At 43.9% G+C, this 26,121-nt stretch carries 21 protein-coding genes and 2 other annotated features; of the genes, 4 read left to right on the top strand and 17 right to left on the bottom strand.

The window, feature by feature from the left end; genetic code table 11:
- Window positions 1-13 precede the first annotated feature (13 nt).
- The 17 genes from yfmF to ezrA form a co-directional block, all read right to left on the bottom strand.
- Window positions 14-1,276 carry an EF-P 5-aminopentanol modification-associated protein YfmF gene (gene yfmF, locus LDK34_RS04260; protein WP_178942738.1) on the bottom strand — a complete coding sequence of 421 codons (1,263 nt, stop codon included), beginning with the start codon at window positions 1,274-1,276 and terminating at the stop codon, window positions 14-16.
- 216 nt (window positions 1,277-1,492) lie between these two features.
- Entirely contained in the window at window positions 1,493-2,350 is an 858-nt protein-coding gene (locus tag LDK34_RS04255) for an amino acid ABC transporter substrate-binding protein (RefSeq protein ID WP_178942739.1), read from the bottom strand.
- Between the two features lie 43 nt (window positions 2,351-2,393).
- On the bottom strand, window positions 2,394-3,032 hold the full coding sequence (locus LDK34_RS04250; protein WP_236941509.1) for an amino acid ABC transporter ATP-binding protein: 639 nt from the start codon (window positions 3,030-3,032) through the stop codon (window positions 2,394-2,396).
- A 12-nt stretch (window positions 3,033-3,044) separates the two neighbouring features.
- Window positions 3,045-3,692, bottom strand: a complete 648-nt coding sequence (locus LDK34_RS04245) for an amino acid ABC transporter permease (RefSeq protein ID WP_161000848.1) — start codon at window positions 3,690-3,692, stop codon at window positions 3,045-3,047.
- Between the two features lie 201 nt (window positions 3,693-3,893).
- Window positions 3,894-4,125: a binding site (T-box leader), on the bottom strand.
- An 83-nt stretch (window positions 4,126-4,208) separates the two neighbouring features.
- Window positions 4,209-4,736 carry a rod shape-determining protein MreD gene (gene mreD / locus LDK34_RS04240; RefSeq protein WP_178942741.1) on the bottom strand — a complete coding sequence of 176 codons (528 nt, stop codon included), beginning with the start codon at window positions 4,734-4,736 and terminating at the stop codon, window positions 4,209-4,211.
- A 16-nt stretch (window positions 4,737-4,752) separates the two neighbouring features.
- Window positions 4,753-5,601: a rod shape-determining protein MreC gene (gene mreC / locus LDK34_RS04235; protein ID WP_236941508.1), complete on the bottom strand. Its 849-nt coding sequence runs from the start codon at window positions 5,599-5,601 to the stop codon at window positions 4,753-4,755.
- A 177-nt stretch (window positions 5,602-5,778) separates the two neighbouring features.
- Window positions 5,779-6,792, bottom strand: coding sequence for a rod shape-determining protein (locus LDK34_RS04230; RefSeq protein WP_161000846.1), 1,014 nt, complete (start codon window positions 6,790-6,792; stop codon window positions 5,779-5,781).
- A gap of 127 nt (window positions 6,793-6,919) precedes the next feature.
- Window positions 6,920-7,396 carry a JAB domain-containing protein gene (locus tag LDK34_RS04225; protein ID WP_178942743.1) on the bottom strand — a complete coding sequence of 159 codons (477 nt, stop codon included), beginning with the start codon at window positions 7,394-7,396 and terminating at the stop codon, window positions 6,920-6,922.
- A gap of 51 nt (window positions 7,397-7,447) precedes the next feature.
- Window positions 7,448-8,779: a bifunctional folylpolyglutamate synthase/dihydrofolate synthase gene (locus LDK34_RS04220; protein ID WP_178942744.1), complete on the bottom strand. Its 1,332-nt coding sequence runs from the start codon at window positions 8,777-8,779 to the stop codon at window positions 7,448-7,450.
- A gap of 180 nt (window positions 8,780-8,959) precedes the next feature.
- On the bottom strand, window positions 8,960-11,620 hold the full coding sequence (locus tag LDK34_RS04215; RefSeq protein ID WP_236941507.1) for a valine--tRNA ligase: 2,661 nt from the start codon (window positions 11,618-11,620) through the stop codon (window positions 8,960-8,962).
- A gap of 114 nt (window positions 11,621-11,734) precedes the next feature.
- Window positions 11,735-11,958: a binding site (T-box leader), on the bottom strand.
- 86 nt (window positions 11,959-12,044) lie between these two features.
- Window positions 12,045-12,542, bottom strand: a complete 498-nt coding sequence (tpx, locus tag LDK34_RS04210) for a thiol peroxidase (protein ID WP_017261215.1) — start codon at window positions 12,540-12,542, stop codon at window positions 12,045-12,047.
- Window positions 12,543-12,856: 314 nt separating this feature from the next.
- A complete protein-coding gene (locus tag LDK34_RS04205) occupies window positions 12,857-15,109 on the bottom strand; it encodes a glycoside hydrolase family 65 protein (RefSeq protein ID WP_178942746.1) in 2,253 nt (750 codons plus the stop codon).
- Window positions 15,110-15,164: 55 nt separating this feature from the next.
- On the bottom strand, window positions 15,165-16,526 hold the full coding sequence (locus LDK34_RS04200) for an SLC45 family MFS transporter (protein ID WP_161004266.1): 1,362 nt from the start codon (window positions 16,524-16,526) through the stop codon (window positions 15,165-15,167).
- A gap of 268 nt (window positions 16,527-16,794) precedes the next feature.
- Window positions 16,795-17,772, bottom strand: coding sequence for a LacI family DNA-binding transcriptional regulator (locus LDK34_RS04195; protein WP_178942747.1), 978 nt, complete (start codon window positions 17,770-17,772; stop codon window positions 16,795-16,797).
- A gap of 36 nt (window positions 17,773-17,808) precedes the next feature.
- Entirely contained in the window at window positions 17,809-19,026 is a 1,218-nt protein-coding gene (gene thiI / locus LDK34_RS04190; protein ID WP_178942748.1) for a tRNA uracil 4-sulfurtransferase ThiI, read from the bottom strand.
- An 84-nt stretch (window positions 19,027-19,110) separates the two neighbouring features.
- Complete coding sequence (locus tag LDK34_RS04185) at window positions 19,111-20,259, bottom strand: cysteine desulfurase family protein (RefSeq protein ID WP_236941506.1); 1,149 nt, start codon at window positions 20,257-20,259, stop codon at window positions 19,111-19,113.
- Between the two features lie 261 nt (window positions 20,260-20,520).
- The gene (ezrA, locus tag LDK34_RS04180; protein WP_178942750.1) at window positions 20,521-22,242 is read right to left on the bottom strand and encodes a septation ring formation regulator EzrA; all 1,722 of its coding nucleotides are present in this window, start codon (window positions 22,240-22,242) and stop codon (window positions 20,521-20,523) included.
- A gap of 198 nt (window positions 22,243-22,440) precedes the next feature.
- Here ezrA and LDK34_RS04175 point away from each other — a divergent pair, with 198 nt between their 5' ends.
- The 4 genes from LDK34_RS04175 (at window position 22,441) to LDK34_RS04160 (ending at window position 25,773) form a co-directional block, all read left to right on the top strand.
- The gene (locus tag LDK34_RS04175) at window positions 22,441-22,911 is read left to right on the top strand and encodes a GAF domain-containing protein (protein WP_178942751.1); all 471 of its coding nucleotides are present in this window, start codon (window positions 22,441-22,443) and stop codon (window positions 22,909-22,911) included.
- 205 nt (window positions 22,912-23,116) lie between these two features.
- The gene (gene rpsD / locus LDK34_RS04170; protein ID WP_017261223.1) at window positions 23,117-23,725 is read left to right on the top strand and encodes a 30S ribosomal protein S4; all 609 of its coding nucleotides are present in this window, start codon (window positions 23,117-23,119) and stop codon (window positions 23,723-23,725) included.
- 147 nt (window positions 23,726-23,872) lie between these two features.
- Entirely contained in the window at window positions 23,873-24,355 is a 483-nt protein-coding gene (locus LDK34_RS04165) for a YueI family protein (protein WP_178942752.1), read from the top strand.
- 143 nt (window positions 24,356-24,498) lie between these two features.
- Window positions 24,499-25,773, top strand: a complete 1,275-nt coding sequence (locus LDK34_RS04160; RefSeq protein ID WP_178943479.1) for a replication-associated recombination protein A — start codon at window positions 24,499-24,501, stop codon at window positions 25,771-25,773.
- Window positions 25,774-26,121 lie beyond the last annotated feature (348 nt).

Raw genomic sequence — 26,121 nt, 5'->3', positions numbered from 1 at the left:
GAATTTTAGCTGGCTATTTACTAAGTAAATAACTCGTTGCCAAACTCGTTTGCTGTGCAATTACGGCAACATCCTGGGCTGTGACAGCATTGATTCCATCAATCCAATCACTTACAGTCATTGGTCTAGCCGTTAAGTCACCCAATAATTCAGAACCAACTACCAATCGTGGCGCATCCTGAGCCGCTTCACGTTGATTAATCAACGTTTCCTTTACCTGACTCATGCGGTCCACACTAAACTTCCCCACTGCCAGATCAGCCAGTTGCTCACCAATGATCTGCTGCACAGTCACCGCCTGCTCTCCATCGATACCGGCCTGTACCAATAACGTTTGATTAAAGAAATTAATGCCTGAATTAGCATAGTAGGCTAGGCTCTTCTTTTCACGAACGTTAGTAAACAACAATGATAGCGGCGTTCCGCCAAACAGTCCGTTAAAAACCTGCGCCGCGAAATACTGATTGTCACCATAATGAACCGGCAAATGATAAATCAGGTCAAGCTTAGCTTGTGTTATCGACTGATGTTCCACTTTGCTGGTGACACCCGAAGGAGCTTCCTGTGGTATCGTAATTTGTCGTGACATCGATGGGCGATCCGTTAAATCAAATGAATCAAGCAACGTTGCCACTTCATCAGCATCAACGTCACCCATAACATAAATAAACACTTCATCTTCAGTCAAAATACGTCGATATTCATTATAAACTGACTGTGCCGTTAGACTCTCGACGTCAGCTAGCCGACCTGCACTAGGATAAGCGGCCGCAGTGTCGCCAAAGTGCAAATGCTGTGCCTGTAAACGTGCGTACAGCATCTTATCGTCACTAACGGCGCGTAAGGCAATGGCCAAATTTTCTTTTTGTCGATCAAACGTTTGCTGATCAAAACCGGTAATACCGTTTTGCGTGCTAACCAATGGATTTAACATCACTTCGTTTAGGAAATGAAATCCGTCAGCCAATAAATTAGGTTGTCCTTCTAGATAGCGACCATTGGCTAGGGTCAGTGCAAACTGAAACTGAGCTAAGTTGCCCATTTTAGTGACATTCGTATTAAAATTTGCACCATACATATTGCTCAGCACTGCAGCCAATGCCGTTTGTGTCGGGTACATCGCCGAACTGGTCTCTAATAGATCAGCCAATAATGAACGCGTCGTTAACGTTGCTAATTGAACCGGTGAGCAAAATGATACCAGCACACTAACTGTTTTAAATTGTGTAGTTGGGAGAACGGTTAAATGAACACCGTTTGCTAAATCCTGTTTCAATTCCAACCGCCTCCGTTAAAATAAATTTGTGTAGTCATCATTGCTTTATACTAGCTGAAATGCCCCTTAAAAACAATCCTCTCGCCTAGAACCGCTATCGAAAAATCGTATGACACAAATTCTTATGGTCTCTAAATTTGTGTCATACGACTTTTTAATATTTATCATTATTAAAAATTTAACTGAACGTTGAAAACCGCGAATATTCCATAAAAGCTACTTCTGAATTAATGAATCTGAATCCTGACCGAACCATTTGTGGTTGATCTGACTAAGTTGCCCATTCTTAGCCAGTTTAACAAAGGCCTGGTTAATTTTTTTACGTAAGGTAACATCCCCCTTACGTAAGCCAACCGCGTAGTCTTCCCCGGCAAAATCGCCAACAATCGTTCGATAAGCAGACGGATTAGGTTCGTGTTTAACGTAATAGCCTGCATACACTTGATCGATCAATAATCCCTGAATACGGTTAACGTTAAGATCAATAAAGGCATCATTAAACGTGTCATATGTTATCGGTGATCCTTTGATATATTGTTTCAGTAGTTTAGGCTTTTGGTTAACTAGCGTTTGAGCTGACGATCCAGTTTGTAGTCCTAAGATTTTGCCCTTCATATCCGAAAACTGTCGGATGTTTTGCTTTCTCTTAGTTACCAACACCTGACGATTTCTGAGGTATGGTCGGGAAAACGCCACTTTGGCTGCCCGCTGAGGTGTTATGGTATAACCATTCCAAATCGCATCAATCGTTCCATTTCGCAATTCTGTTTCCTTCATTGACCAGTCAATCGTCTGAAAATCCACTTTGAGCCCATACTGGGCAAACGTGGCCTTCGCTAGATCCACATCGTAGCCAACCAATTTCCCATTTTTTTCGCGAAAACCCATCGGCACAAAGCTATCATCAACACCAATAACGACCGTTCCACGGCGTTTTATATGTTGCCAGGTATCTTGATGATCCGCACGGGTAGCAACGCTCTCACACCCACTCAAAACTAAAATGCCCATTAGCACGACGACAACTAATGCCGCTAATCGTCGATACCTGCTTATTGTTCGTTTTCGAATCATTATCTTCATCCTCCCCACTATCCCTGGTCAAACTAACATGACCTTAGGCATTCAGTGGTTTAACTGTCACAACCTGATCAGCAATTTTTTCCGCAAACTGCTGATCATGCGTGACAACAATCTGGGTAATCCCTCGTTTTTTGAGGTCTAAAATGAGTTGGCCGACCATATCGCGAAGCGTTGGGTCTAATGCTGACGTTGGCTCGTCATAACATAAAATAGCTGGTTCCATAGCCAAAGCTCGTGCAATTGCAACACGCTGTTTTTGACCACCTGATAACTGAAATGGATACTGTTTAACGACTCGAGTCAATCCAAGCGATTCAACCAACGGCTCAACTTGTTCACGGGCCTGTTTTGTCGTCTGGCCCGTCACCATTTTGGGCGCCAACATGATGTTGTCGAACACGCTTAGATTAGGAAACAAATTAAAGTCTTGAAATACAACACCGATTTTACGTTCACTGCCACGATCCTCAACTGGATCAAACGGTTGACCGTCTAAAAGAAAGCTGCCCGAGTCTGGCCGTTCTAATCCAGCAATGCACCGTAACAAGGTCGTTTTGCCGGCACCAGAGGGACCGACGATACTCACAATTTGTTGGTCAGGAACAACCATTGAAAAGTTATTTAAAATTTTGCGTTGTGCAAATGATTTGTTGATGTTTTTTAATTCCAGCATAGTTGGTCCCTCCTATCGGTAGTAACTGTAGTGTTTCTCTAATCCACGTAAGGCGTAAGTACAAACTAACGTCAACAAAAGATAAATAATCCCCACTAAGATCAACGGAACCAATGTAACATCTCTAGCAGATGCCACATTGCCGGCACGCAGCAGATCGCCTAACCCAATGACATAAACCAGCGATGAATCTTTGACCAAGTTAATCACTTCATTACCAACAGCGGGGATAACGCTTTTGACCACTTGTGGCAGTATGATCTTTCTCAATGTTTGGGTATAAGTCAATCCGAGCACTTGAGCACCTTCATACTGACCGTGGTCAATACCGGCAAAGCCACCGCGGAAAATTTCAGCAAAATAAGCCGCGTAGTTTAAGATAAAGGCGAACAGAGCTGCAGGATAACGGGCAAACACAATATTAACGTCTGGAAGTCCGTAAAAGACAAACATCAGTTGAAGCAATAGCGGCGTCCCCCGCATAAGCCAAACGTAAAAGTTTAACACCCAACGAATCGGTGAAAAGCGTGACCGTAGTCCCATACTAACTAATACACCTAGTGGTAAGGCACCAACCAACGTCCAAAAGAAAATACGAATGGTCATCCATGCCCCACTAAATAATGATGGCAAAATCTGATTGACGTACGTTAACGACATGTTAACCCCTCCTATGATGAACAACTTTTTTAAATAATGACAACGCGTAGCGCTTGGCACAAAAAAATCCCCTAACTAGCCTAATTGCTAGTTAGAGGACGCTGGTTAACGTGGTGCCACCTCATTTTTCTACCGCCTCACGACGATAAACTCACGGAGTTTATAAACAAAAACACGCCCTCTTTAGTCATCATAGTGACTAAAGAGGGCGTGTTCGCGCGGTTCCACCTCAAGCTTTCAATTACTTCACAGTAACTGACTCAACGAGTTTGTTTATAAACTCCTTGGGGTAACGGACCGACCGGTTTAACCTACTTCATAAATTCAGCCAAACGACTCACAGATGTGTTTCAACAACAGTCATGGTAATCATCACAGCAGCGATTACTTTCTGGACAAGCCTGTCATCTACTCTTCTGTTCATTGTCATTTCATTCATATTTTTAAGTTAGCAACACTATAGTGTTCTTTACACGCTCTGTCAACCCTATTAAATACGCCACGCAGTAAAAAAACTTACTGAACGCGTGCACCACGCAAATAAAGTTGTCGTAATGGCACATACAAGATCAACAGAATCACTTCATTTAGGGCCAACGTTGGCGCCAGGTCGATTACCATAAAATCAGCGAATGACGTACCAGTGCCACCAATCATTTGTAAGGCCGACCAACTCAGTAATGGTTGAATGGTAAAACCTAGAAAACCGACCAGCAATGTCGCAAATAAATTAACGGGAAGTACTTGTCGTAAAGTACGAGCCAACCACACGATAACTGGGAAAATAAACAGGTATACGCCCCAGTAACCGCTGTAAAAGAGGTCAAAAACCACACCAGCGAAAACTGCAAACCAATATGTCGGCATATGATATTGATCTTCAAAGAAAGACGCGCAAAGCAACCACAGCGTAGTAATCTCTGGCACAGCCGTCGCCGAACTGCGGAATAAATGACCAGCGAACTGCTGGCTGATCGTGCCATCTAAAAACACGCTCAACAGAAGGCCAATAATAAACGTCCAGCGTAAGCCTGATTCACGCATGTCATCATCCCCCTATTTATTGTTTTGCGGCAACTGTAACAACGTTAACCGTGCCAAGATTGCCCGCTGGCTTGATGTAAACTTTGTTCGCCAAGCCATAATCGTCAGAACTGGTTGAGACAATCGTGCCAACAAACAGTCCCTTAGGGGTTACGCCACCAAGTCCACTAGTTGTCACTTTATCGCCCTTTTTAATGGCAACCTTAGTCGTTATCTGACCCATTTCTAGCAGATTTTTATCTTTATCATAACCAGTCACAATGCCATTAACCGTCTCGCCACCAGCATTAGTGACCTGAATAGCAAACCGGTTAGCAGTGTCAGTATCATCAGAGATCAACTCGACCTTACTGTTAGTTTGGTTGACCTCAATCACGCGGCCAATCAATCCCTTACCAGCAAGAACAGGCATGTTTTTCTTGATGCCACTAGTTTTACCTTTGCCGATAACTAATTGATTCTGCCATGCCGATGGTGTTCTGGCAATAACGCCAGCCGTAATTGGCTGGTAATCAATCAAGCTATTGTTTAACTTGGCTTCGCTACGTAATTCTTTATTTTCATTTTCAGTTGTTTGCAAACGAACCTTGTCCTGGGCCATTTGATCAACTTGTTGTTTTAACTTCTGATTTTCATCATACGTGCTTAACAACTGCGAAATCGAATTGACTCCAGCACCGACGCCACCAACTGGTACACTTACCACTCGGTCAGCAAAACCAGCTACATCATTCCCAAATTGTTGAATGATTGGTGGTGTATTTCGACGATTACGAACCGTCACCGATAACGTCAATAGTCCCAGGCATGTAATGATTCCCACGGCGATGATTACGAGTCGTCGGTTTGAAAAGAATCTATGCATTGTTACCTCCAAGTCTAAAAACATCACAATCAAAAAGTGTGACACAAACGCGCTGGCGTCGCGGTTATCTAACCACTTTCAACGTCCGTTGACGCGGTCTGGACAAAAACAATGTCGTTTTCACACATTATTTTTGTCGACCAAGACCAATGCTTTGTGCCACACATTTTCGAATTATTAACGGTTGTTGCGCCGTTTCATGACGTCAATACTCTTCAACGATTCACCAGTACCAATAGCCACACAGTCGAGTGGTTCGTTGGCAATGAACACTGGCACCTTGGTTGCTTCAGAAATAACATCCTGAAGATTCTTCAGTAATGCACCACCACCGGTCAAGACAATTCCATGATCGATAACGTCCGCCGCAATTTCAGGTGAGGTTTCTTCCAGTGTTTCCTTAATGGCAGCAATCACTTCAACAATGGTGTCGTGAATTGCTTTGGCAACATCTTCAGCAGTGACGTCAATGGTCTTTGGCAAACCAGAAATCAAATCACGACCTCGAATCGACGCGCCATCCATGCTTTCGGAGGCTTCAACAGAAGCAGAACCAATTTGAATCTTTAAGTTTTCTGCTGTCGTTTCACCAATCAACAAGTTGTACTTTTGACGCACGAAAGCAACAATTGACTCATCGAGTTTGTCACCAGCCATACGAATGGACCGACTGGATACAATCCCACCAAGTGAGATTGTGGCAACATCGGTAGTACCACCACCAATGTCAACAACCATACTACCAGTTGGATCCATGACAGGAAGACCGGCACCAATTGCAGCTGCAAAAGGTTCCTCAATGACGTATGCGTCACGGGCACCAGCCACACGAGTAGCATCAATCACTGCACGCTTTTCAACTTCAGTAATCCCGCTTGGCACACAGACCATGATGTATGGCTTTTCAGAAGACCGACCGAGGGCCTTTTGAATGTAATACTTCATCATGGCTACCGTCGTGTCATAATCGGCAATAACCCCGTTTTTCATTGGTCGAATAGCTGAAATGCTACCGGGGGTACGACCCAGCATCTTACGTGCTTCTTGGCCAACTGCAACTACTTCACCTGTATTCGTGTTACGTGCGACGACAGAGGGCTCGCGTACAACGATGCCCTTTCCGTCAATATATACAAGTGTGTTGGCAGTTCCCAAGTCGATGCCGATGTTTTTTTGTCCTAATCCAAACACAGTATTTCTTCCCTTCAAAAGACCCTTGGGCCAAATCATATCGGAAAAAGTATACCATAGAAAAAACAGTGAAAACAGGTCGTTTCCACTGTTATCAAGATTTTTATTCTTCCTTAAACAAACCAAATTACGACGTAGCCGTATCTCTTTCAGCCAAAATTTCCGGTAATGTCACGGCATTAAAGAGATCATGCTCGCCGAAACTGAAATAACTATGACGACCAACGATAAAACAATCTAGTAACTCAATGCCAAGCAACTGACCAGCCAACCACAGACGCTGACCAAATTCCTGATCACTGGGAGAGGGTTTGGCCAGACCACTTGGATGATTGTGTGCAACAATCACTCTGGCTGCGTTAGCGATAATCGCCTGATAAAACACATCGCGAGGATGGGCAACGCACGCGTCCACTGTCCCACGAAAAACTTCGCAACGGGCAACAACCTGATTTTTAACATTCAGTGCTAGCAGCAATAACGTTTCCTGGCGTAAATCACTCATTTCATCGCTCAACGCAATCCCGACTGTACGGCTGGACCCTGCTTGAGTACCAATTGTTAATTTTGTCTGCCCTTCTGTTTTTGTATCAATTTGTTTCATGTTTGCCAACCTCCAAATTATGACGTTGACTTAACATACGCAAATTGAGGGTCAGTTGTTCGCCACTTCATCATTATCTGTAAATAAATGACGCACATCAGAAATAAAATACAACGACCCCGTAATAATCAGAACATCATCTGAGGACAAGCCGCCTGCTGTTTGTGCAATTGCCACCTGCCAGTTGTCAAACTCGGGTACAGGGTGTTTTAAGCTAGCCTCCAACGCATCCAAATCTGCCGCATTTCGTTTTGCATTAGGACCTGCGAAATGTGTTAGCACTAAATGCACGTTTGGCAACGCCGCTAGCGTTGGCAACATTTTTTCGTAAGCTTTATCCGCCAAAACCGCAAAGATAATGGTCACACTTTGTTGCCCAAAATGCGTTTTGATTAGCTCAGCAAGTTCATCCACGGCTGGCTCATTATGAGCACCATCGATCACTACCAAAGGCTGATCGTTCAACTTCTCAAAACGCCCTGCCCAGAAAGCGGTGTTGAGGCCATCACGAATACTTTTGACTGACACTGGCAGCTTTTGTAATTGATGCAATTTCAAGTAAGCCGCTAGTGCTGTGGCCGCGTTGTCACTTTGATAACGACCCAACATGCTAATTGTCAAATCCTTTAAATGTTGATCAAAACCATCAAAACTAAACCGTTCCTGCCATCCCTGAGCCGACTGATAGTGAATCTGATAATCACGGTTCATGGCAAACCAAGGCGTGTCCGTACGTGTAGTGACCTCACGAATAACGGACAACGCGCCGTCATTAGTGATGTTTCCTGTAATCATCGGGACATTGGGCTTCGCAATGCCAGCTTTCTGCCAAGCAATTTTACTAACCGTATCCCCCAACATTTTCATATGGTCCAAACCAATGGTTGTGATAACCGACAGTAGCGGTGTGATCACATTGGTAGAGTCAAAGCGACCGCCAAGACCGGCTTCTACCAGAACGATATCAGCGTGTCCTTCAGCAAAGTACAGCAACATCATGGCAGTCAACGTTTCAAACTCTGTTGGTCCACCCTCAGGCAGTTCTTCGTCTAACTTTGCTTCAACTGGTTGAATGATTTGAACCAGTCGTAGAATATCTGCATCACTGATAGGTTCACCATCCACACTGATTCGCTCATTGAAACGGACCAAATATGGTGACGTGAAACTGCCCACGGTCAACCCATCTGCCTGTAATAGATTGCGCAAAAAGGTTAGTGTAGAGCCCTTTCCGTTTGTTCCGACAATATGAACCATCTGGATATCCGTTTCAGGATGGTTTAACCGCTCCAGAAACAATCTCATCCGATCTAATGTTGGTGATTTTTTAAACTTTGATCGGCCGTGAATATAAGCCACAGCCTCTTCATACGTTTTAACCATGTCAGTGCCCCACTCATTCTCAATTTGTCTAATTGTTATCATACACCAACGACTATGTTAGCCATGCGAAAAGCATACAAAAACACCGCTCCGTTAACTTATTGCCTTGGTTCAAGTTAACAGAACGGCGCTTTTTCAATTGACCATTTTTCAAGCCAACGTTTGTAACAGAGCGTTCATTTAATTACGGCTCGCTTTAACCTCTGCCAAACGGCTAGTGGCTGCTGTCAGTTTTTGTTGCCAATCAGCTTGTTTACTTCGCTCTTCAGCGACAACTGCTTCTGGCGCATTAGCAACGAAGCGTTCATTACCCAACTTCTTTTCGGAACGGGTTACTTCATTCTGCAAGTTAGCGACTTCTTTCTCAAGACGCGCAATTTCATCATCTAAGTTAATCAGTTCAGCTAACGGAATGTAAACTTCCGCATCAGAAATGATGGCTGACATGGCCAGTTTTGGCGCCACAACATCTGGTCCAATCTGCAAGTCACTTGGGTGACAGAACCGATCCACAAAATCACGGTTCGTTTCAAACAGTGTCTTCAACTCTGGGTTATTGGTCTTAATCAGCAGTTCAACGGCACTACTCATCGGTGCATTGGCTTCACCACGAATATTACGAACCGCAGTGATCAACTCAATTAAGCGGCCCATGTCAGTTTCAGCTTTGGCATCATCAAAGTCATCATGAACAACTGGGTAGTCCGCCACCATGATGGATTCACCTTCATGCGGCATGTCTTGCCATAGTTCTTCCGTTACGAACGGCATCAACGGATGCATCAAACGCAACGTCTGGTCAAGAACATAACCCAAGACATTTTGCGTGTTCTTCTTAGCGGCTTCGTCATCCCCGTTAAGCACTTCCTTGGTCATTTCAATGTACCAGTCACACAGATCATTCCAAATGAAATTATAAAGTGCACGGCCAACTTCGCCAAATTCAAACTTATCGAACAGGCGGTGAACGTCAGCAACCGTTTGGTTCAACCGACTCAAAATCCACCGATCCGCCAAATTCCAGTTTGCTTTGTCTGGCAATACTGGTTTCTCCATGTCGCCCAAATTCATAATGACGTAACGGCTAGCATTCCAAATCTTGTTAATGAAATTCCACGCCGCATCAAGTTTGGTCGTATCATAACGAACATCTTGACCTGGCGTTGAACCGTTAGCCAAGAACCAGCGCATGGCATCGACACCGTACTTATCGATGACATCCATTGGATCAATCCCGTTGCCGAGTGACTTACTCATTTTACGGCCTTGATTGTCCCGCATCAAACCATGCATCAGCACATTCTTAAACGGCCGTTTGCCAGTAAATTCAACCGATTCAAACATCATTCTGGACACCCAGAAGAAAATAATATCGTAACCAGTAACCAAATCATCAGTTGGGAAATACCGTTTAAAATCTGGATTATCAATGTCTGGCCAGCCCATAGTCGTCATCGGCCACAAGCCTGAACTAAACCACGTATCCAAAACATCTGGGTCTTGAGTCCAGTTTTCTTCATCCTTCGGCGCTTCCATGCCAACATACGTTTCACCAGTTTGCTTATTGTACCAAGCCGGAATCCGGTGCCCCCACCATAGTTGACGGGAAATAACCCAGTCATGAACGTTATTCATCCATTGTTCATAGGTATCTTCAAACCGTGAAGGCCAGAATGTGACCTTGTCATCTGTCTTTTGGTGATCCAATGCTTGTTCTGCCAATGGTTTCATCTTAACAAACCACTGGGTTGAAAGGCGGGCCTCAACCTGCACACCGGTGCGTTCTGAGTGACCAACTGAGTGCACGATTGGGTCAATTTTTAGCATCCAACCGCCGTCCTGCAAATCTTGAACAATGGCCTTACGAGCGTCAAAACGATCCATCCCGTTATACTTACCAGCATTTTCGTTTAACGATGCGTCTTCATTCATGGTGTTGATCCGCTTGAGATTATGACGGTTACCAACCAAAAAGTCATTTGGATCATGAGCTGGCGTGATTTTAACCATCCCTGTTCCGAATTCAGGGTCAACGTATTCGTCTGCAATGATCGGAATCTCGCGATCAACCAATGGTACCTTGATGTGCTTGCCGACTAATTCCTTATACCGTTCATCACTCGGGTGGACAGCAACCGCAACGTCACCAAACATTGTTTCGGGACGAGTCGTGGCAATTTCAATATAATCCTTGCCTTCATACGTCGTGCCATCCGTGAATGGATACTTAACGTGGTAGAAAGCACCCTTATCGTCCTTGTGGATAACCTCAATATCAGACAATGCTGTGCGGGCTTGTGGATCCCAGTTAATAATGTATTCACCACGATAAATTAAGCCCTTGTTGTACAAGTCGACGAAAACCTTACGAACAGCCTTTGAAAGGCCTTCATCAAGGGTAAACCGTTCGCGGCTGTAATCCATGGACAGACCTAATTTAGCCCACTGCTTATGAATAGTAGCGGCATATTCATCCTTCCAGTCCCAAACTTGTTCCACGAACTTCTCGCGGCCAAGATCGTAACGAGAAATGCCTTGTTCACGTAAGCGGGCTTCAACCTTTGCTTGCGTGGCAATGCCAGCGTGATCCATACCAGGAACCCACAATGTGTCGTAGCCTTCCATTCGTTTGTAACGAACTAGCATATCTTGCAAAGCGGTATCCCAAGCATGTCCTAAATGAAGCTTCCCCGTAACGTTTGGTGGTGGCAAAACAATCGAATAAGGCTTGGCCTTTTTGTCGCCAGATGGTTTAAATAATCCTGCATCCAGCCATTTTTGATAACGACCATTTTCAACAGCACGTGGATCATATTTAGTCGGTAAATCTTTAGTTGCCATGTAATCATTCCTTTCAACTCATCATAATTTTTAAGCAATGTTATCAACGTATGTGGTGAAAGCAGCGTGTTGTGCCTTCAAACGACAAAAAATCGTCCTAATTTCCATACAGAAAATTAGGACGATTAATCGCGGTACCACCTAAATTGGGTATTACTACCCCACTCAAGCACGGTTTAACGGACGTGACCCGAATTCACCTACTAACGCTCAGCACTCAAGCGGATTCAGCAAACCTGCCAACAAGCTACTTTCGCTACACGTCGTTTACCGGCCTTCCATCAACACCAGCTTGCTATAAAACCACGATTCACTACTCTCTTGTTCAATGCATTATTCGTTTTCAAACATCTTTAATATTTTTTATCATAAACTGTCCAGCATTGACCGTCAAGATGGTTTTCCATCTCACAATTAAAGCGGATTATTTTTCAAACTGTTCTAATGCGTCTAAAGCGGCCAAATAATCAGGTTCCTGACCAATATTAGGGACCACTTGGCGATAAACGACTTTACCCTCTGCATCCATTACGTAAACGGCTCGCGCAAGTACGTCTAAATCAGGAACCAACAGATTTGTCGCGTAACCGAACGATTCTTCTTCATCCGACAACACGGATAAATTCGTCACACCTTCAGCCGCACACCAGTTTTTTTGTTCCAACGGTGTATTCTTCGAAACAGTCACAAAACGAACATTTTGATGATAATCAGCCTGCTGATTAAATTTCTTAGTTTGCACTGAACATACCGGCGTGTTCAAATCTGGTACCACGCTAATGACCAGTGGTTTGCCCAACAATTCAGCCATTTTGACCTTATTGCCATCTTCATCAAATAATTTAAAATGCGGTAACGCATCCCCAACGGCCAGCGGTTCACCGACCAGCTGTACTTTATTGTCATCTGCAACGATTTCCACAAGAACCACTCCTGTCTATTTAAATTCACTCACAAAGCACCACAAATTACGGTCATAAGGTGTTCGTTGAGCCTTATTCTAAACCATTTCCCCGTTAAGTAAAGGACTGGCACTTTAAATTTCAGCCTCGATTTATAAAGATTAATAAATAGTGCTGACCTGATTTTACCAATTGTCGTAAAAACCGCTGATTCATAAGCAATGAGTGCCGATGAATCAACGGTTTTAACACTAGATCAGATTTGTAACAGTTTAATTTGAAGTTTAAATGACAACTAATAGCAAGTGTCTCTGCTAACAAGCGTTAAAACTGACTACAAATTAACTTCCTTGTCATTAACTGAAACCGTAAGTGGATCACCCGAAATCAGTTTGACGTTTGTTCCGTTTGCATCCACATGAACTTCAATCAGACGACCACGGAACAGTTGACGGAATTGGTAACTGGTCCATTTCTTCGGTAGGAATGGTGCAAAGTGTAATTCATCATTGCGAACCCGCATGCCGGCGAATCCTTGAACAATCGCTAACCAACTACCAGTCATTGATGTAATATGCAAACCATCGACCGTATCGTTATTGTAATTATCCAAATCCAAGCGTGATGTGCGTTCGTACATTTCAACAGCCTTATCTTCATAATGCAGATCAGCTGCTAAAATCGAATGAATGGCTGCGGACAGGCTGGATTCATGAACCGTTAATGGCTCGTAGAAATCAAAGTTGGCCTTCTTTTGGGCAGGTGTAAAGTCATCAATAAAGTCCCAAACGCCCTGTAAGACATCCCCTTGCTTAATGTAAGGTGACCGTAAGATTTTGTCCCATGACCAGTGTTGGTTAATTGGCAATTGATCAGCAGGAATCGCACTGACTGGTTCGATATCCTTGTCAAGGAAGCCATCATGTTGAACAAAAATGCCAAGTTTGTCATCGTGTGGCAGATACATCTTGTCGACGATATCTTGCCATTGCTTCTTTTCTTCATCACTAACAGCTAAATCAGCCGCCTGCTTTGCATCAACCTCTTGTAATACCTGCAACGTGTACTTCAACGTCCATTGAGCCAAGTAGTTTGTGTACCAGTTGTTGTCAACGTTATTTTCGTATTCATCTGGACCTGTGACACCATGAATCATGTACTGTTGATTACGTTTGGAGAAGTGAACACGGTCAGCCCAAAAACGGGAAATTTCCGTCAATACCTTGCTACCTTCGTGTAAGACATAACTCTTGTCGCCCGTATAACGCGTGTAGTTGTATATCGCAAACGCGATGTCACCATTACGATGAATTTCTTCAAACGTAATTTCCCATTCGTTATGTGATTCAATGCCATCAAAGGTGACCATTGGGAACAAGGCACCTTTAAGTCCCTGCATCTTTGCATTGTGGTAAGCGCCATCCAATTGTTGATAACGATACATCAGCAGATTGCGGGTAACTTTTTGATCCGTTACGCCAAGATAAACGGGTACTGCAAAGGCTTCTGTGTCCCAGTAGGTAGCACCACCATACTTTTCACCAGTGAAGCCCTTTGGTCCGATATTCAACCGTGAATCTTCACCATAGTAGGTCGAGAACAGCTGGAACAGATTAAAACGAATCCCCTGTTGAGCACCAACGTCCCCTTCAATGGAAACATCACTCTTTGTCCAGCGGTCAGCCCAAACGGCCGTGTGTGCTTGGTAAAGGTCATCAAATGATTGCTTGTTAACGTCTGCCGTCAAGTCGTGCATTCCTGCTGTTAAGGCAATTTGGTCATCATAATCACGTGATGTTACCACAATCACACGTTTTTCCAACTGAGCGGTCTCGCCGGCGGCCAATTCACCACCAAATTCATTCGTGATTTCAGTTGCGGTTTGAACACCGTTTTCAACAGCTGGCAATGTGCTCCTATTGGTCATTTGCATCCCAACTGTAAATTGAGGCGTGCCAAAGTTATTTGGCTTGGTCTTGGTGACCACTTCACCTTGGTCACTGGTACCGTCAATATTCAACACATCCCAGAACCGTTCGTCGTAATTAGCGTCTTCGTTTTGAACATCAGCATCCAGCGATGAGTTTAATTCTAGCTTAACAGCCTGATCGCCCACGTTTTTAACACTAACTCGAATAACCGCTAACTCTTTTTGTGCAGCGCTGACAAACCGTTCAAACGTGAAAGCCAGCTTAGCTGCACCCTTCGTCACGGTGAATGTCCGGGTCAACAAAGCATGTTGCATGTCCAAATCAAGTTTAAAATCACTCACTTGATCTTTGGCCAAATCAAGCTTTTCGCCATTAATCACCGCATTGACCTTAATAAAGTTGACCGCGTTGATAACTTTACCAAAGTAAGCAGGATAACCATTCTTCCACCAGCCAACACGCGTCTTATCTGGGAACCACACGCCCCCAAGATAAATACCAGGTAAAGTATCGCCACTGTAATCTTCTTCAAAGAAGCCACGGAGCCCCATATTACCGTTACCAAGGCTAGTCATTGATTCCTGGAGGCGCTTGTCCTCTGGATCAAATTTGCGGGTAACCACGTTCCATGGTTCGATGTCAAACGTTTGTTTCATAGTTTTATTCGTCCCTTCTCACATATATTGTTCTCTGCTCAGTGCAAACTCACTCTTATTCCGCGTACGTTTCGTGAACGATACCAACGGAAAGCGCACCGACTAATAATAGAATACCGGAAAGTAAAATCATAACAGGCATAGATGAACCCAAAAGTGGGAACAAACCAAAACTAAGCACACTGGCAACAATCTGTGGCAAACAAATTGAACCGTTGAATAACCCAAGATAGGTTCCCATGTTGGCACCGGAAAGTGCGTTTGTCAGGATTGTGAATGGGAATGCCATCATTGAAGCCCAAGCAATACCGATTAAAATAAATGAAACAATTAGTAACCAGCGGTTGTGGATAAAGAATACTGAACCAAAGCCAACGGCTCCTAAGGCCAGTCCTAAAGAGTACGCCTGCTTGTGCAAGTTGTTTGGTACCCGTGCAATAACAAGTGACCACACAACAGCAGCAAGTGATTGAACGGCTGACATTAAACCAAACCAGTTACCAGCAGCCTGATACCCTGCACTTGCTGGGTTAACTGCTTGCCAAACATTTTTAGAAATCGCACCAGTACCGTATGTCCATAAATACTGGAACCCCATCCAACAGAAGAATTGGACGACCGTAACAGTCCAGAATACTTTAGGCGCGTGTGCTAACAACTTGAACATGTTTTCGCTCTTTTTGTTAGCATTTTCATCAATGTTATGATACCGCGCGTACGTAGCAGGATCGTATTCCTTCACACGGAAAACCGTGAATAAGCTACAAATGATCAGAATAACCGCACCAACATAGAATGAAATAACAACAGATTGTGGTACAACACCTTTTTTAGCTGTGTTGGCAACACCAAGTGCTGTCAGTAAAAACGGAAAGACAGAAGCTAAAACGGCACCTGTGTTAGAAAGAAAACTTTGAACACCGTATGCAAAACCTTTTTGGTCATCGTTGACCATGTCACCAACCATCATTTTGAATGGTTGCATCGCAACGTTACTGGATAAATCCATGAACAAAATGGTAATAGCACCAAACCAAAGGGCCGTCAGCGATGCATAACCAAATCCAAAACTACCAGCGTTTGGCAATAACATCATGACAATAACCGCCACAATGGCACCAATTAACAAGTAAGGAATCCGGCGACCAAGTTTAGGCATCCAAGTCCGGTCTGAATAATAACCAACTAATGGTTGAACAACCAACCCAGCTAACGGCGGTAAGATGAAGAACGCCCCTAACTTGGTTGGATCTGCCCCAATCGTTTGGAAAATCCGACCCATGTTTGAGCTCTGTAACGAAAAGGCCATTTGGACTCCAAGAAAACCAAAACTGATCATCCAAATAACACTAGCAGGTAATGTCGGTAATTTATGCTTTTTATCGACGCTCTGCGATGACGACTTATTCTCTGCCATGTTGCTTCCTCCATTTCAAAAATCAAACCAATAATTGCAAACGCGTTGTTATTGAGCAACGTTGATTAATCGATATTTATTATGCAACCGTTTACAATAAAATGCAACCGTTTGCACAAAAAGTTTTTAAACTTTTTTACTTACTTGTCTTAATTGGCCAAACTGTCTAGAAATTCCACTTTATCAGTCACAAATAAAAGCCATTGCTACCGTAACACCTGTTTTCGGTGTCATCATAGCGATGGCTTTCAATTTTTAAACGCATTAATTAGTTCAACTGCTCAAACGGCAGAATGATCCGATTCTCATGACCTGCTTCCGTTGAATGCTTGCGAAAAACGAGTTCAGCCGCAGCGGCACCTAAGCGTTCGGGATACAAATCAATTGAATGGAAATTGACGTTTGGCAACGGTAACGAAATCGATCGGTTGTAGCTGACCAGTGGCACCTGTGCGTCCGGATGAACATGCTGCCATCGTTGATAAAACGATAGCCCAATCAGATCATCTGTGGCTAAAATACCATCAATATTGGGATGACTTTCAAGCCATTCGGTTATCGACGCAATCGGTGCGTCAGCGCGTGGCAACTGCGTTTCGGCAGTCGGTACGCCACGCTTAGTAGCAACCTGTTTAAATCCTTGACGACGATTTTGCTCGTACGGCCAGTCTACTGCAGAGCTAACAAATACTGGGCGGTTAGCATGAAGCTTATCAATCAGATACGTTGCCCCCGCCTCACCAGCAGCCACATTGTCATTGTCAACATAATCATCATCGTGGCTAACACTTGGTTGACCAACAATGACAAACCGTAGTCCAGCTAACCGCAAATAATCGGCAACAGGATCATCTTCGTGGGAATACAGTAAAACAAAGCGTTTGACCTTGGCCTGATCAACCATCGCTGACACATTGGCCAATACGTCATCAGAAGTTTCACCAATCGCAACAGATAGCACATACTGCCGTTGTGTCAGTACCCTATTGATGCCACGCATCGCATCAATGAAGAATGGATTGCCCTGCGTGCTACTTTGACTAGGTGGAAACACGACACCGACCACGTTTGCTTCACCACGGGTTAAACTCTTCGCATTATAGTTGGGAACGTATCCCAAACGTGCTGCTAGCGACTGAATACGTCGTCTTGTAGCCGCCGAAATCCGCGGATTATCGTTCAAAGCTCGTGACGCCGTTGAAACCGACACCCCCGCTTGATTTGCAATATCCCTGATCGTTATCATGCCTGCACCTGACTTTTCAAAATAATCTTTTTATCATTATAGCAGTTCGGCGAATACATCTTCTTGTTGATTCAAGAAAGTTTCACCGGGATGAATTTCTGTCATTTTGACACCAGCCAGTGCTTCTTCAAGCAAACCTTCGACGTCAATTCGCTGTTCAAACTCGCGCGTCCGATCCAGGTTAGGCTTTGTCTTAGGTGCTGGCGGTGCAAAAATCGTACAACAATCCTCAAACGGTAACACCGACAGATCAAATGTATCGATCTTCTTGGCTACATCAATGATTTCATTCTTATCCATTGAAACCACTGGCCGTAAGATTGGCATAGTTGTCACATCATTAATAGCCAGCATGCTTTCCATCGTTTGAGATGCTACTTGGCCAAGAGATTCACCGTTAAAAATACCTAGTCCATGGCGCTTTTCTGCCAAAGCAACGGTCAAACGTAACATCATGCGACGCTGTACCGTCATCAGATAGCCTTCGGGAACCTTCTCTTTAATTTCTTCCTGAATCTTGGTAAATGGCACCTGAATAAACCGAATCTTGCCAGTATAGGCCGTTAACTTAGCCGTTAATTCCATGGCCTTATCCAGCGCCTGTTGACTCGTGTATGGCGGGCTAAAGAAATGCACCATTTCGACTTGCACGCCACGTTTCATCGCAAGGTAGGCCGCGACTGGTGAGTCAATACCCCCTGACAACATCATCATTCCTTTACCAGCGGTTCCCACAGGCATGCCCATGGCGCCAGTAAACGTTTGACTAGACAGAAAGATACCGTTATTACGTACTTCAACCCGCAGCGTTAAATCAGATTGCTTCATTTGGACATGAATATCCTCAAAAGCGTTTAAAATGACACCACCAAGGTGATCATTCATCTCATACGTGCTCAAACCAAAATGATGATTAGAGCGGCGCGTGTCGATTTTAAACGTCATGCCTGGCTTGTATTGCTCTTTAACCATGTCAATGGCCTGTTGGTCAACCAATGCTTGATCCAGATCCACCTTGACAGATGGTGAATAATTTTCGATTCCGAAAACGTTGCTCAACCGCTTCATCACTAGCGCTGAGTCCGCACCGTTAAGTGTTAAGTGCATTCTGTCATGATCAGGATGAACCTTTACGTCGGGAATATCATGAAGCACGCCACGAACGTTATTGCCTAAACGGTCAATAAACGACTTGCGGTTTTTCCCCTTTGTTGATAATTCGCCATAGCGAACCATAATTTCATCATATTGCATTAACGAGCCTCCCTTATTTGTCTTCAATTACTTTATTAGCAGTTGATTACCTGCCTATCGTTTGTCACAAATTCACTCAATCGCCTAGCTGTTAATTTTCTTAAACTGCTCATATAGCTGATCAAACACTTGATTAAATGCGTCTGCTTCAGCTAACGTATTATTTTCATCCAAGCTCACACGAACAGCACTGGTTGAAATTTGATCAGGCACCTTCATTGCTTTAAGCGTGCTTGAGGCCAAATGTTTCTTGGAAGAACAAGCGCTCGTTGTCGAAATGTAGATATCATGATCTTCAAAAGCATGCACAATCGTTTCACCACGAACGCCTTCAATAGCAAAGCATAAAATATGCGGTGCAAAATGGTCATTGTCCTGTGAAAACAACGTGACTTTCGGAAAATCTTTGATGTGATTCAATATTCGACCGCGAACTGCCCGTTCATTTGCAACGTTGGTCTCTTCATTTGTCAGTAACAAACGTAGAGCACGAGCCATACCCGCAATTGCAGGTAAATTCTCTGTCCCACTACGCAAATTGCGTTCTTGACCACCACCAGTCATTAACGGCGCGATTCGTTTGCCTGAACGAGCATAAATAAAGCCGATGCCATGGGGTGCATGGAACTTATGACCGGAAAAAGTAATAAAGTCAACGCGATCGTTAAAAATCAAATCAGAGATGCCTTTACCAATGCCCTGAACGGCGTCAATATGGAAGTGAATCGTAGGATAATCCTGTAAAACAGTCGCGATATCCTTTAATGGTTGAATACTGCCAACTTCGTTATTAACTGCCATCACAGAGACTAAAATCGTGTCCGGTCTAATTGCCGCCTTCACATCGGCAGCACTGACGCGTCCCTCTTCATCAACAGGTAAATACGTAATCTCATAACCAAGTTGTGCCAATTGTTCCATAGAGTTATGCACTGCAGGGTGTTCCACAGAAGAAGTAATAATGTGGCGACCAAACGCCCGTTTTTCCATCGCTGTACCTTTAACGACCCAGTTGTCGCCTTCAGTACCACCACTGGTAAACAAAATTTCACTCAACTTAACGCCTAATAAATCGGCAATCTGTTGACGAGATTGTTCCAGCAAGTTATAGGCTTGTTCACCAAAATTATGCAAAGACGATGGATTGCCCCAAATGGTTTGACTGACTTTGGAGTACGTCTCCAAAACAGATGGTGCCACCTTTGTCGTTGCGCTGTTATCAAAGTAAATCATGTTGTCCCTTCCTCGTTTTAAATTCGGTTCGACTCGAGTTAAAAACTTGAATCAGTATATCACGTTTGCCCGCCCTCATGCGAACATCTGTCCATTCACGACAACATTCATCACATAACGAGCGTGCCATTGTTAGCAACCATATGTGCCTATTGCGGTTGTAACGAAAAAACGATCATCCATGCATACTTCACACAGACAATCGGCATTTTCAATTAACGCTCACGAAACAAATTTATCTTATTTGAAGAGAAAACCTAGCTACGCTTGTGAAGTCGGTGTTTCTGGCTGATCACCATAGTAACTATCTTCAATTCGTTTGTATGCGCCCGGCTCAATTTTTTCCAGTGCATTAGCAATTGTCTCTAATGACTCGGAATACTTATAATCGCGATCGAACAGTTGTTGAGCGCGTTGGCTTGCCGCAACCATTTCTTCATCCGAATTACGATAACGATTAGCATATTGAAGCAATTGCTCAGCCAGCACGGCACTGTCACGAACGTCATTACTCTTTTCCGTTAAGGTAGCCAAATCGGCCTGAATCATCACTAACTGCTTGGTCACATCTTCCATATTAATCTGGGTTCGGCTCAAAGCGCCCCCAAGCTTCTCTACTTCATCACTAACAACGTAGAAATAATCCAGGTAATCCTTGGGGAGACCAGGCAGGTTCAAACTTTCTAACTGACGCTTGATGGTGTGCATCTGGTTATCAAACTGCTGGAAACGTTGTCGTGCTTTTTGTTCCTGTGCGCCCAATCCTTTGATGCCATCATTTATTTGACGCTGTTGCTGCTCAATCTGCGTCAAAGTTTGTAACTGATCTAACTGATGTTGTTGAATGTTGGAATAGCTATCGGTATGCGTCGCTAATGCATTGACATCCGTACGATAGTACTCTTCTATTTTTTCAATTTCTGTTGCCAGTGTTTGTGCATTGTCGAGCTCACCATGATTCAATACATAGCTTTGTCCAAGTCGATCCAATTCGACTTGAAGGGCGCGGTTTTGCTGTTTGGCGTGTGCCAAGAAAGCTTGCAACTCTTCGTTTTGATCATCAACTTCAGGCTTAGCTTTAACCTCTTTTTCAAGGACTGCATATAAATCATCAATTTGAACTTCAATATTATGATTATCAGCGGTCGTCGTAGCAACATCCAAATCGGATAAATGTTGATTGGCTGTCTGAATCTCACCCTTAATCCGGTTTACTTGACCGGGAATATCCACATTGCCAAACACAAAATTTTGCGAAGTCATCTGTTGGTAACCATCAACAATATCGTTCAGTTGATCGCTGAAGCCACTCTTCAAATCACGGTACAGTGGCGGAATGGTATCAATCAAATGATCCAAGTCATCTGTTCCCTCAGTCAACTGATCCAAGACCTTCTGGGCAGCAACATGATCGCCCTGTTGAGATAAGTTTGTAAACTCATCAAACTGATCTTCGAGTTCAGCAAGGTTGTGTTCTAACTTATCTATACTAGGACCGAAACTTAAATTCTGAGACAAGAGTACCTTTCGCAAATCTTGGTACTTCTTTTCCAATTGATTAACAGCAGCTCGGTGATCACTGTCGACCTTTTTTAGCGCCTCAAGGCCGCCCTGCACATGCGTCAACTTATCCGTTGCTTCGTCCAGTAAGTCAGTCGCCTGCTGCAACTCGTTACGGGTTTTAACAAAGTTAATTCCCCGTGCATCAACCATCAACTGATTAATCACCTGGTCAACTTGTGGTAACGTCTTTGTTTCCACACTCTGGTATTCATCGGTTAAGCCATTGAAAGCAGTCAACGATTGACCCGTCAAACTCAACTGATGACCAGTTTCAACTTGTTTATCCACATGAAGTTGACGCAGATCCTCGCGTCGATCCTTCAACGCTTGAATTCTCCGACCAGTTATTTTTTGGAACGCAAAGACCGCTCCAAACAAGATAATTGCTAGAATGATGATGCCAATTAAAACTTGAACCATTTTGCACGTCCATCCCCGTTTGCAAGCCATCGATTGCTTGCTTTTTTGAAATAAATCATTAAAATGTACGTCATCAAATTGAAATCTCACTAATTGAAACGTAACTAACTAATGAAAAGTATAGCATAGCCAGTTTTTCGCTTTAGATTACGTTTCTGTGACTTTATACTTTTTTAGGTCTTAGCCAAGGAGGCTCACATGTCTGAAACAACGAAATCCCTATTAAATCAACAATTAGACGCCCTCTTAACTGATGAGCATGATCTAATTGCAAATTTAGCAAATGCCTCTGCTTTATTAAAGCAAACAGTTTCCGATCTCAACTGGGCCGGTTTCTACCTATACCACCCCGCCGATGATGAACTTATTCTTGGCCCATTTCAGGGAAATGTCGCCTGCGTGCACATTAAACCAGGCCGTGGTGTCTGTGGTACAGCGTTAACCACCCAGCAAGTACAAGTTGTGCCGAACGTCCACGAATTTGCCGACCATATTGCATGTGATTCTGCTAGCAATGCAGAGCTCGTGATCCCGTTAACGAAAAACAGCGTTAAAATCGGTGTTATGGATTTAGACTCGCCAACATTAAATCGTTTTAGCGATGAAGACGCGGCTGAACTAACCGCATTCGCACAGGTTCTCGTCAGCCATCTTGACATTACCGCCTAAATCACGGTATACTATTTCAGTTGTAAAATTTGCAGCAGTAGGTGGTAAGCTCGTCAACAGATTGGTGCCGGCGATTGCCTAGTGCCATCGTTGGTTCAACTAGTACCCGGGGCTGCTCCGGTGAACATTGCAAAACAACCTGCACGAATACCGAGCCTACACTTCGCATATTTTACTCCAAACAAATTATTTGGAGGACATTTAAATGTCACGTTATACAGGTCCTTCCTGGAAATTGTCACGTCGTTTAGGCGTTTCACTTTCAGGAACAGGTAAAGAATTAGCTCGTCGTCCATACGCCCCTGGTGATCATGGTCAAGGCCGTCGTGGTAAGGTTTCAGAATATGGTACGCAATTACGTGAAAAGCAAAAGTTGCGTTTCACCTACGGCATGACTGAACGTCAATTTGCTAACTTGTTCATTAAAGCTGGTAAAATTCGTAAGGGCACGCATGGTACTAACTTCCTCGTTCTGTTGGAACGTCGTTTGGACAACATGGTTTACCGTTTAGGTTTGGCTACTACTCGTCGTCAAGCTCGTCAATTGGTTAACCATGGTCACATCACTGTTGATGGCAAACGTGTTGACATTCCTTCATACGAAGTTAAAGTTGGCCAAGAAATTGCCGTTCGTGACAAGTCAAAGAAATTAGTTATTATCCAAGCCGCTGTTGAAGCCGTTGTTGGTCGCCCAGCTTACGTTGAGTTCGATGCTGACAACTTAAAGGGTTCATTAGTTCGCTTGCCAGAACGTGAAGATCTGGATGCTGATATTGACGAATCATTAATCGTTGAATACTACAACAAGTTGTAATTTTCTTACTTCTTGTTCTCGAAACCGATGGGCTCGCCCATCGTTTTTTTTATGTTCTTTTTAATCAGTAACAAGTCCCAAATGCGCAGTCACATATAATGGTTATGTTATACTAGCCAGTGAGAAATCAACTGGGGAGGTATTGATATGGCTGATAATCATGGCACAGACGGTGATACGAACCAACGCCTTTCAAATGCAATTTATGGTACTCCAAAAATCAACCCAGACGAGCAGCGTCATTATCTGGGAACATTTCGTGAACGCGTTGCACTGACCATGACCGTTGCTCAACTTAAGAGTGGCGATTACCTCACTGCGTTCGGCAACGACCTCAGTCAACGAGACGAAGTTAATAATACCGTGTTGATGAACGGAAATTTAGGTCAGGACGTTTTAGGACCCTACATTCGAACCACAACCATGCATGCGGTCTCATTTACAATTAAAAATGATCCTGAGTATAAAATTGGTGATGATGACTTAGCACTAGTGGTCACTGCCAAAACGGCCATTGACGTTAATCCTGTTGACATCGCCAAGAAATATGCCGACCAAACTTCATCTAATAGTGATCAGCCAAAGCCAGTGAAAAAAACACGCTTTTGGCAGCGGTTATTCAATAAATGAAAACTATTACTGAATTCAATCTATAAACGCACTGGCTTCCCTCCCAGGGAACTCAGTGCGTTTATGTCACTAGATCACACACGTAACTGTAACTTACCATTTCTTTTAACCGGAGGAACACCTTGCAACCTTTAGCTTATCGCATGCGTCCTAAACGCATTGAAGATATCGTGGGCCAACAACATCTTGTTGGTCCTGGAAAAATCATTAACCGCATGGTTAAAGCGAAACTGCTTTCTTCCATGATTCTTTATGGTCCACCTGGTACCGGTAAAACAAGTATTGCAAGTGCTATTGCCGGATCAACTAAATATGCTTTCCGAATGCTTAACGCGGCGACTGACGGCAAAAAAGAACTTCAAATTGTCGCCGAAGAAGCTAAAATGAGTGGCACTGTCGTTTTATTACTAGACGAAATTCACCGTTTGGACAAAGTTAAACAGGATTTTTTGCTACCACTGTTAGAAAGCGGCGCCATTATTCTTATCGGAGCGACCACTGAAAATCCGTATATCAACATCAACCCTGCCATTCGTAGCCGTACCCAAATCTTCGAAGTTTATCCCCTCACTCCTGAAGATATTGAAACTGCCATCGACCGCGCACTCGCGGATGAGTCAAACGGTTTGGGTAAGATTAAGGTCAAACTAGATGAAAATGCTCGCCATCACCTGGCCAGTGCTACCAATGGTGATTTGCGTAGTGCGCTCAATGCACTAGAATTGGCCGTTCAATCTACTGATCCTGACAATGATAAAACTGTCCACATTACACTCCCGATCGTTGAAGAATGTTTACAGCGCAAGGCACTGTCTGCGGATAAAGATGGTGACGCCCACTACGATGTTATTTCTGCTTTTCAAAAATCCATCCGTGGTTCAGACACTAATGCCGCCCTACACTACATGAGCCGTTTAATTGCCGCTGGTGACCTAACTATCATCTGCCGTCGACTTCTTGTCATCGCCTATGAAGATATTGGGCTGGCAAATCCCCCTGCTACCGCCCACACCGTTTCAGCCGTCACGGCGGCTCAACAATTAGGCCTGCCGGAAGGACGAATTCCTCTAGCAGACGCAGTGATTGAGCTTTGTTTGTCTCCTAAATCAGACTCCGGCATCAGCGCAGTCGACAGTGCCTTGGCTGATGTCAATGCCGGTAAAAGCGGTGATATTCCTGCTCACTTAAAGGATGCCCATTATAAGGGCGCTGCTAAGCTGGGCCACGGCGTAAACTATCAATTTCCACATAACTTCCCTAATGACTGGGTAAAGCAGCAATATCTGCCAAATAATTTGGCAAATGCAACCTATTATCATCCTAAGGACAATGGCCGCTACGAAGCTGCGCTAGGTGAACAATACGCCCGACTAATGGCAGCTAGCGGACATCCGTTACCACCTAAGAACAAAAAATAATGTTTTTCAAACAACCAACGCTAATAATTGCGTCTTTAAAAAAATCATGCTATGCTCAATATGAATTCTAAGATGTACGCAAGGCTCAACTTACAGTGTTGCCTTACAGTCTTTTTACTTAGGGTGTGACTCTAGTATCGCCTATGATAGGCCTTTTCTCTTGGTAATCAGAAGCCTTAACAGCCACGCCCACCTGCCTTGTCGCGGGTCAACTCTGAAGAGCCGGTTGTCGGCATCACTAGTTTTCATCAAAGTGCATACTTTGGAACGTCAGTCTCCTAGAGGCTGGCGTTTTTCTTTTACTTGAATCGCCAAATTTTAACTACGATGAAAACAATTTGCCCTATC

Source organism: Furfurilactobacillus milii, from assembly GCF_021654115.1.
Lineage (GTDB): Bacteria > Bacillota > Bacilli > Lactobacillales > Lactobacillaceae > Furfurilactobacillus > Furfurilactobacillus milii.
The sequence above is the reverse complement of the archived record's forward strand: the minus strand, read 5'-3'. Positions and strand labels throughout refer to the sequence as shown.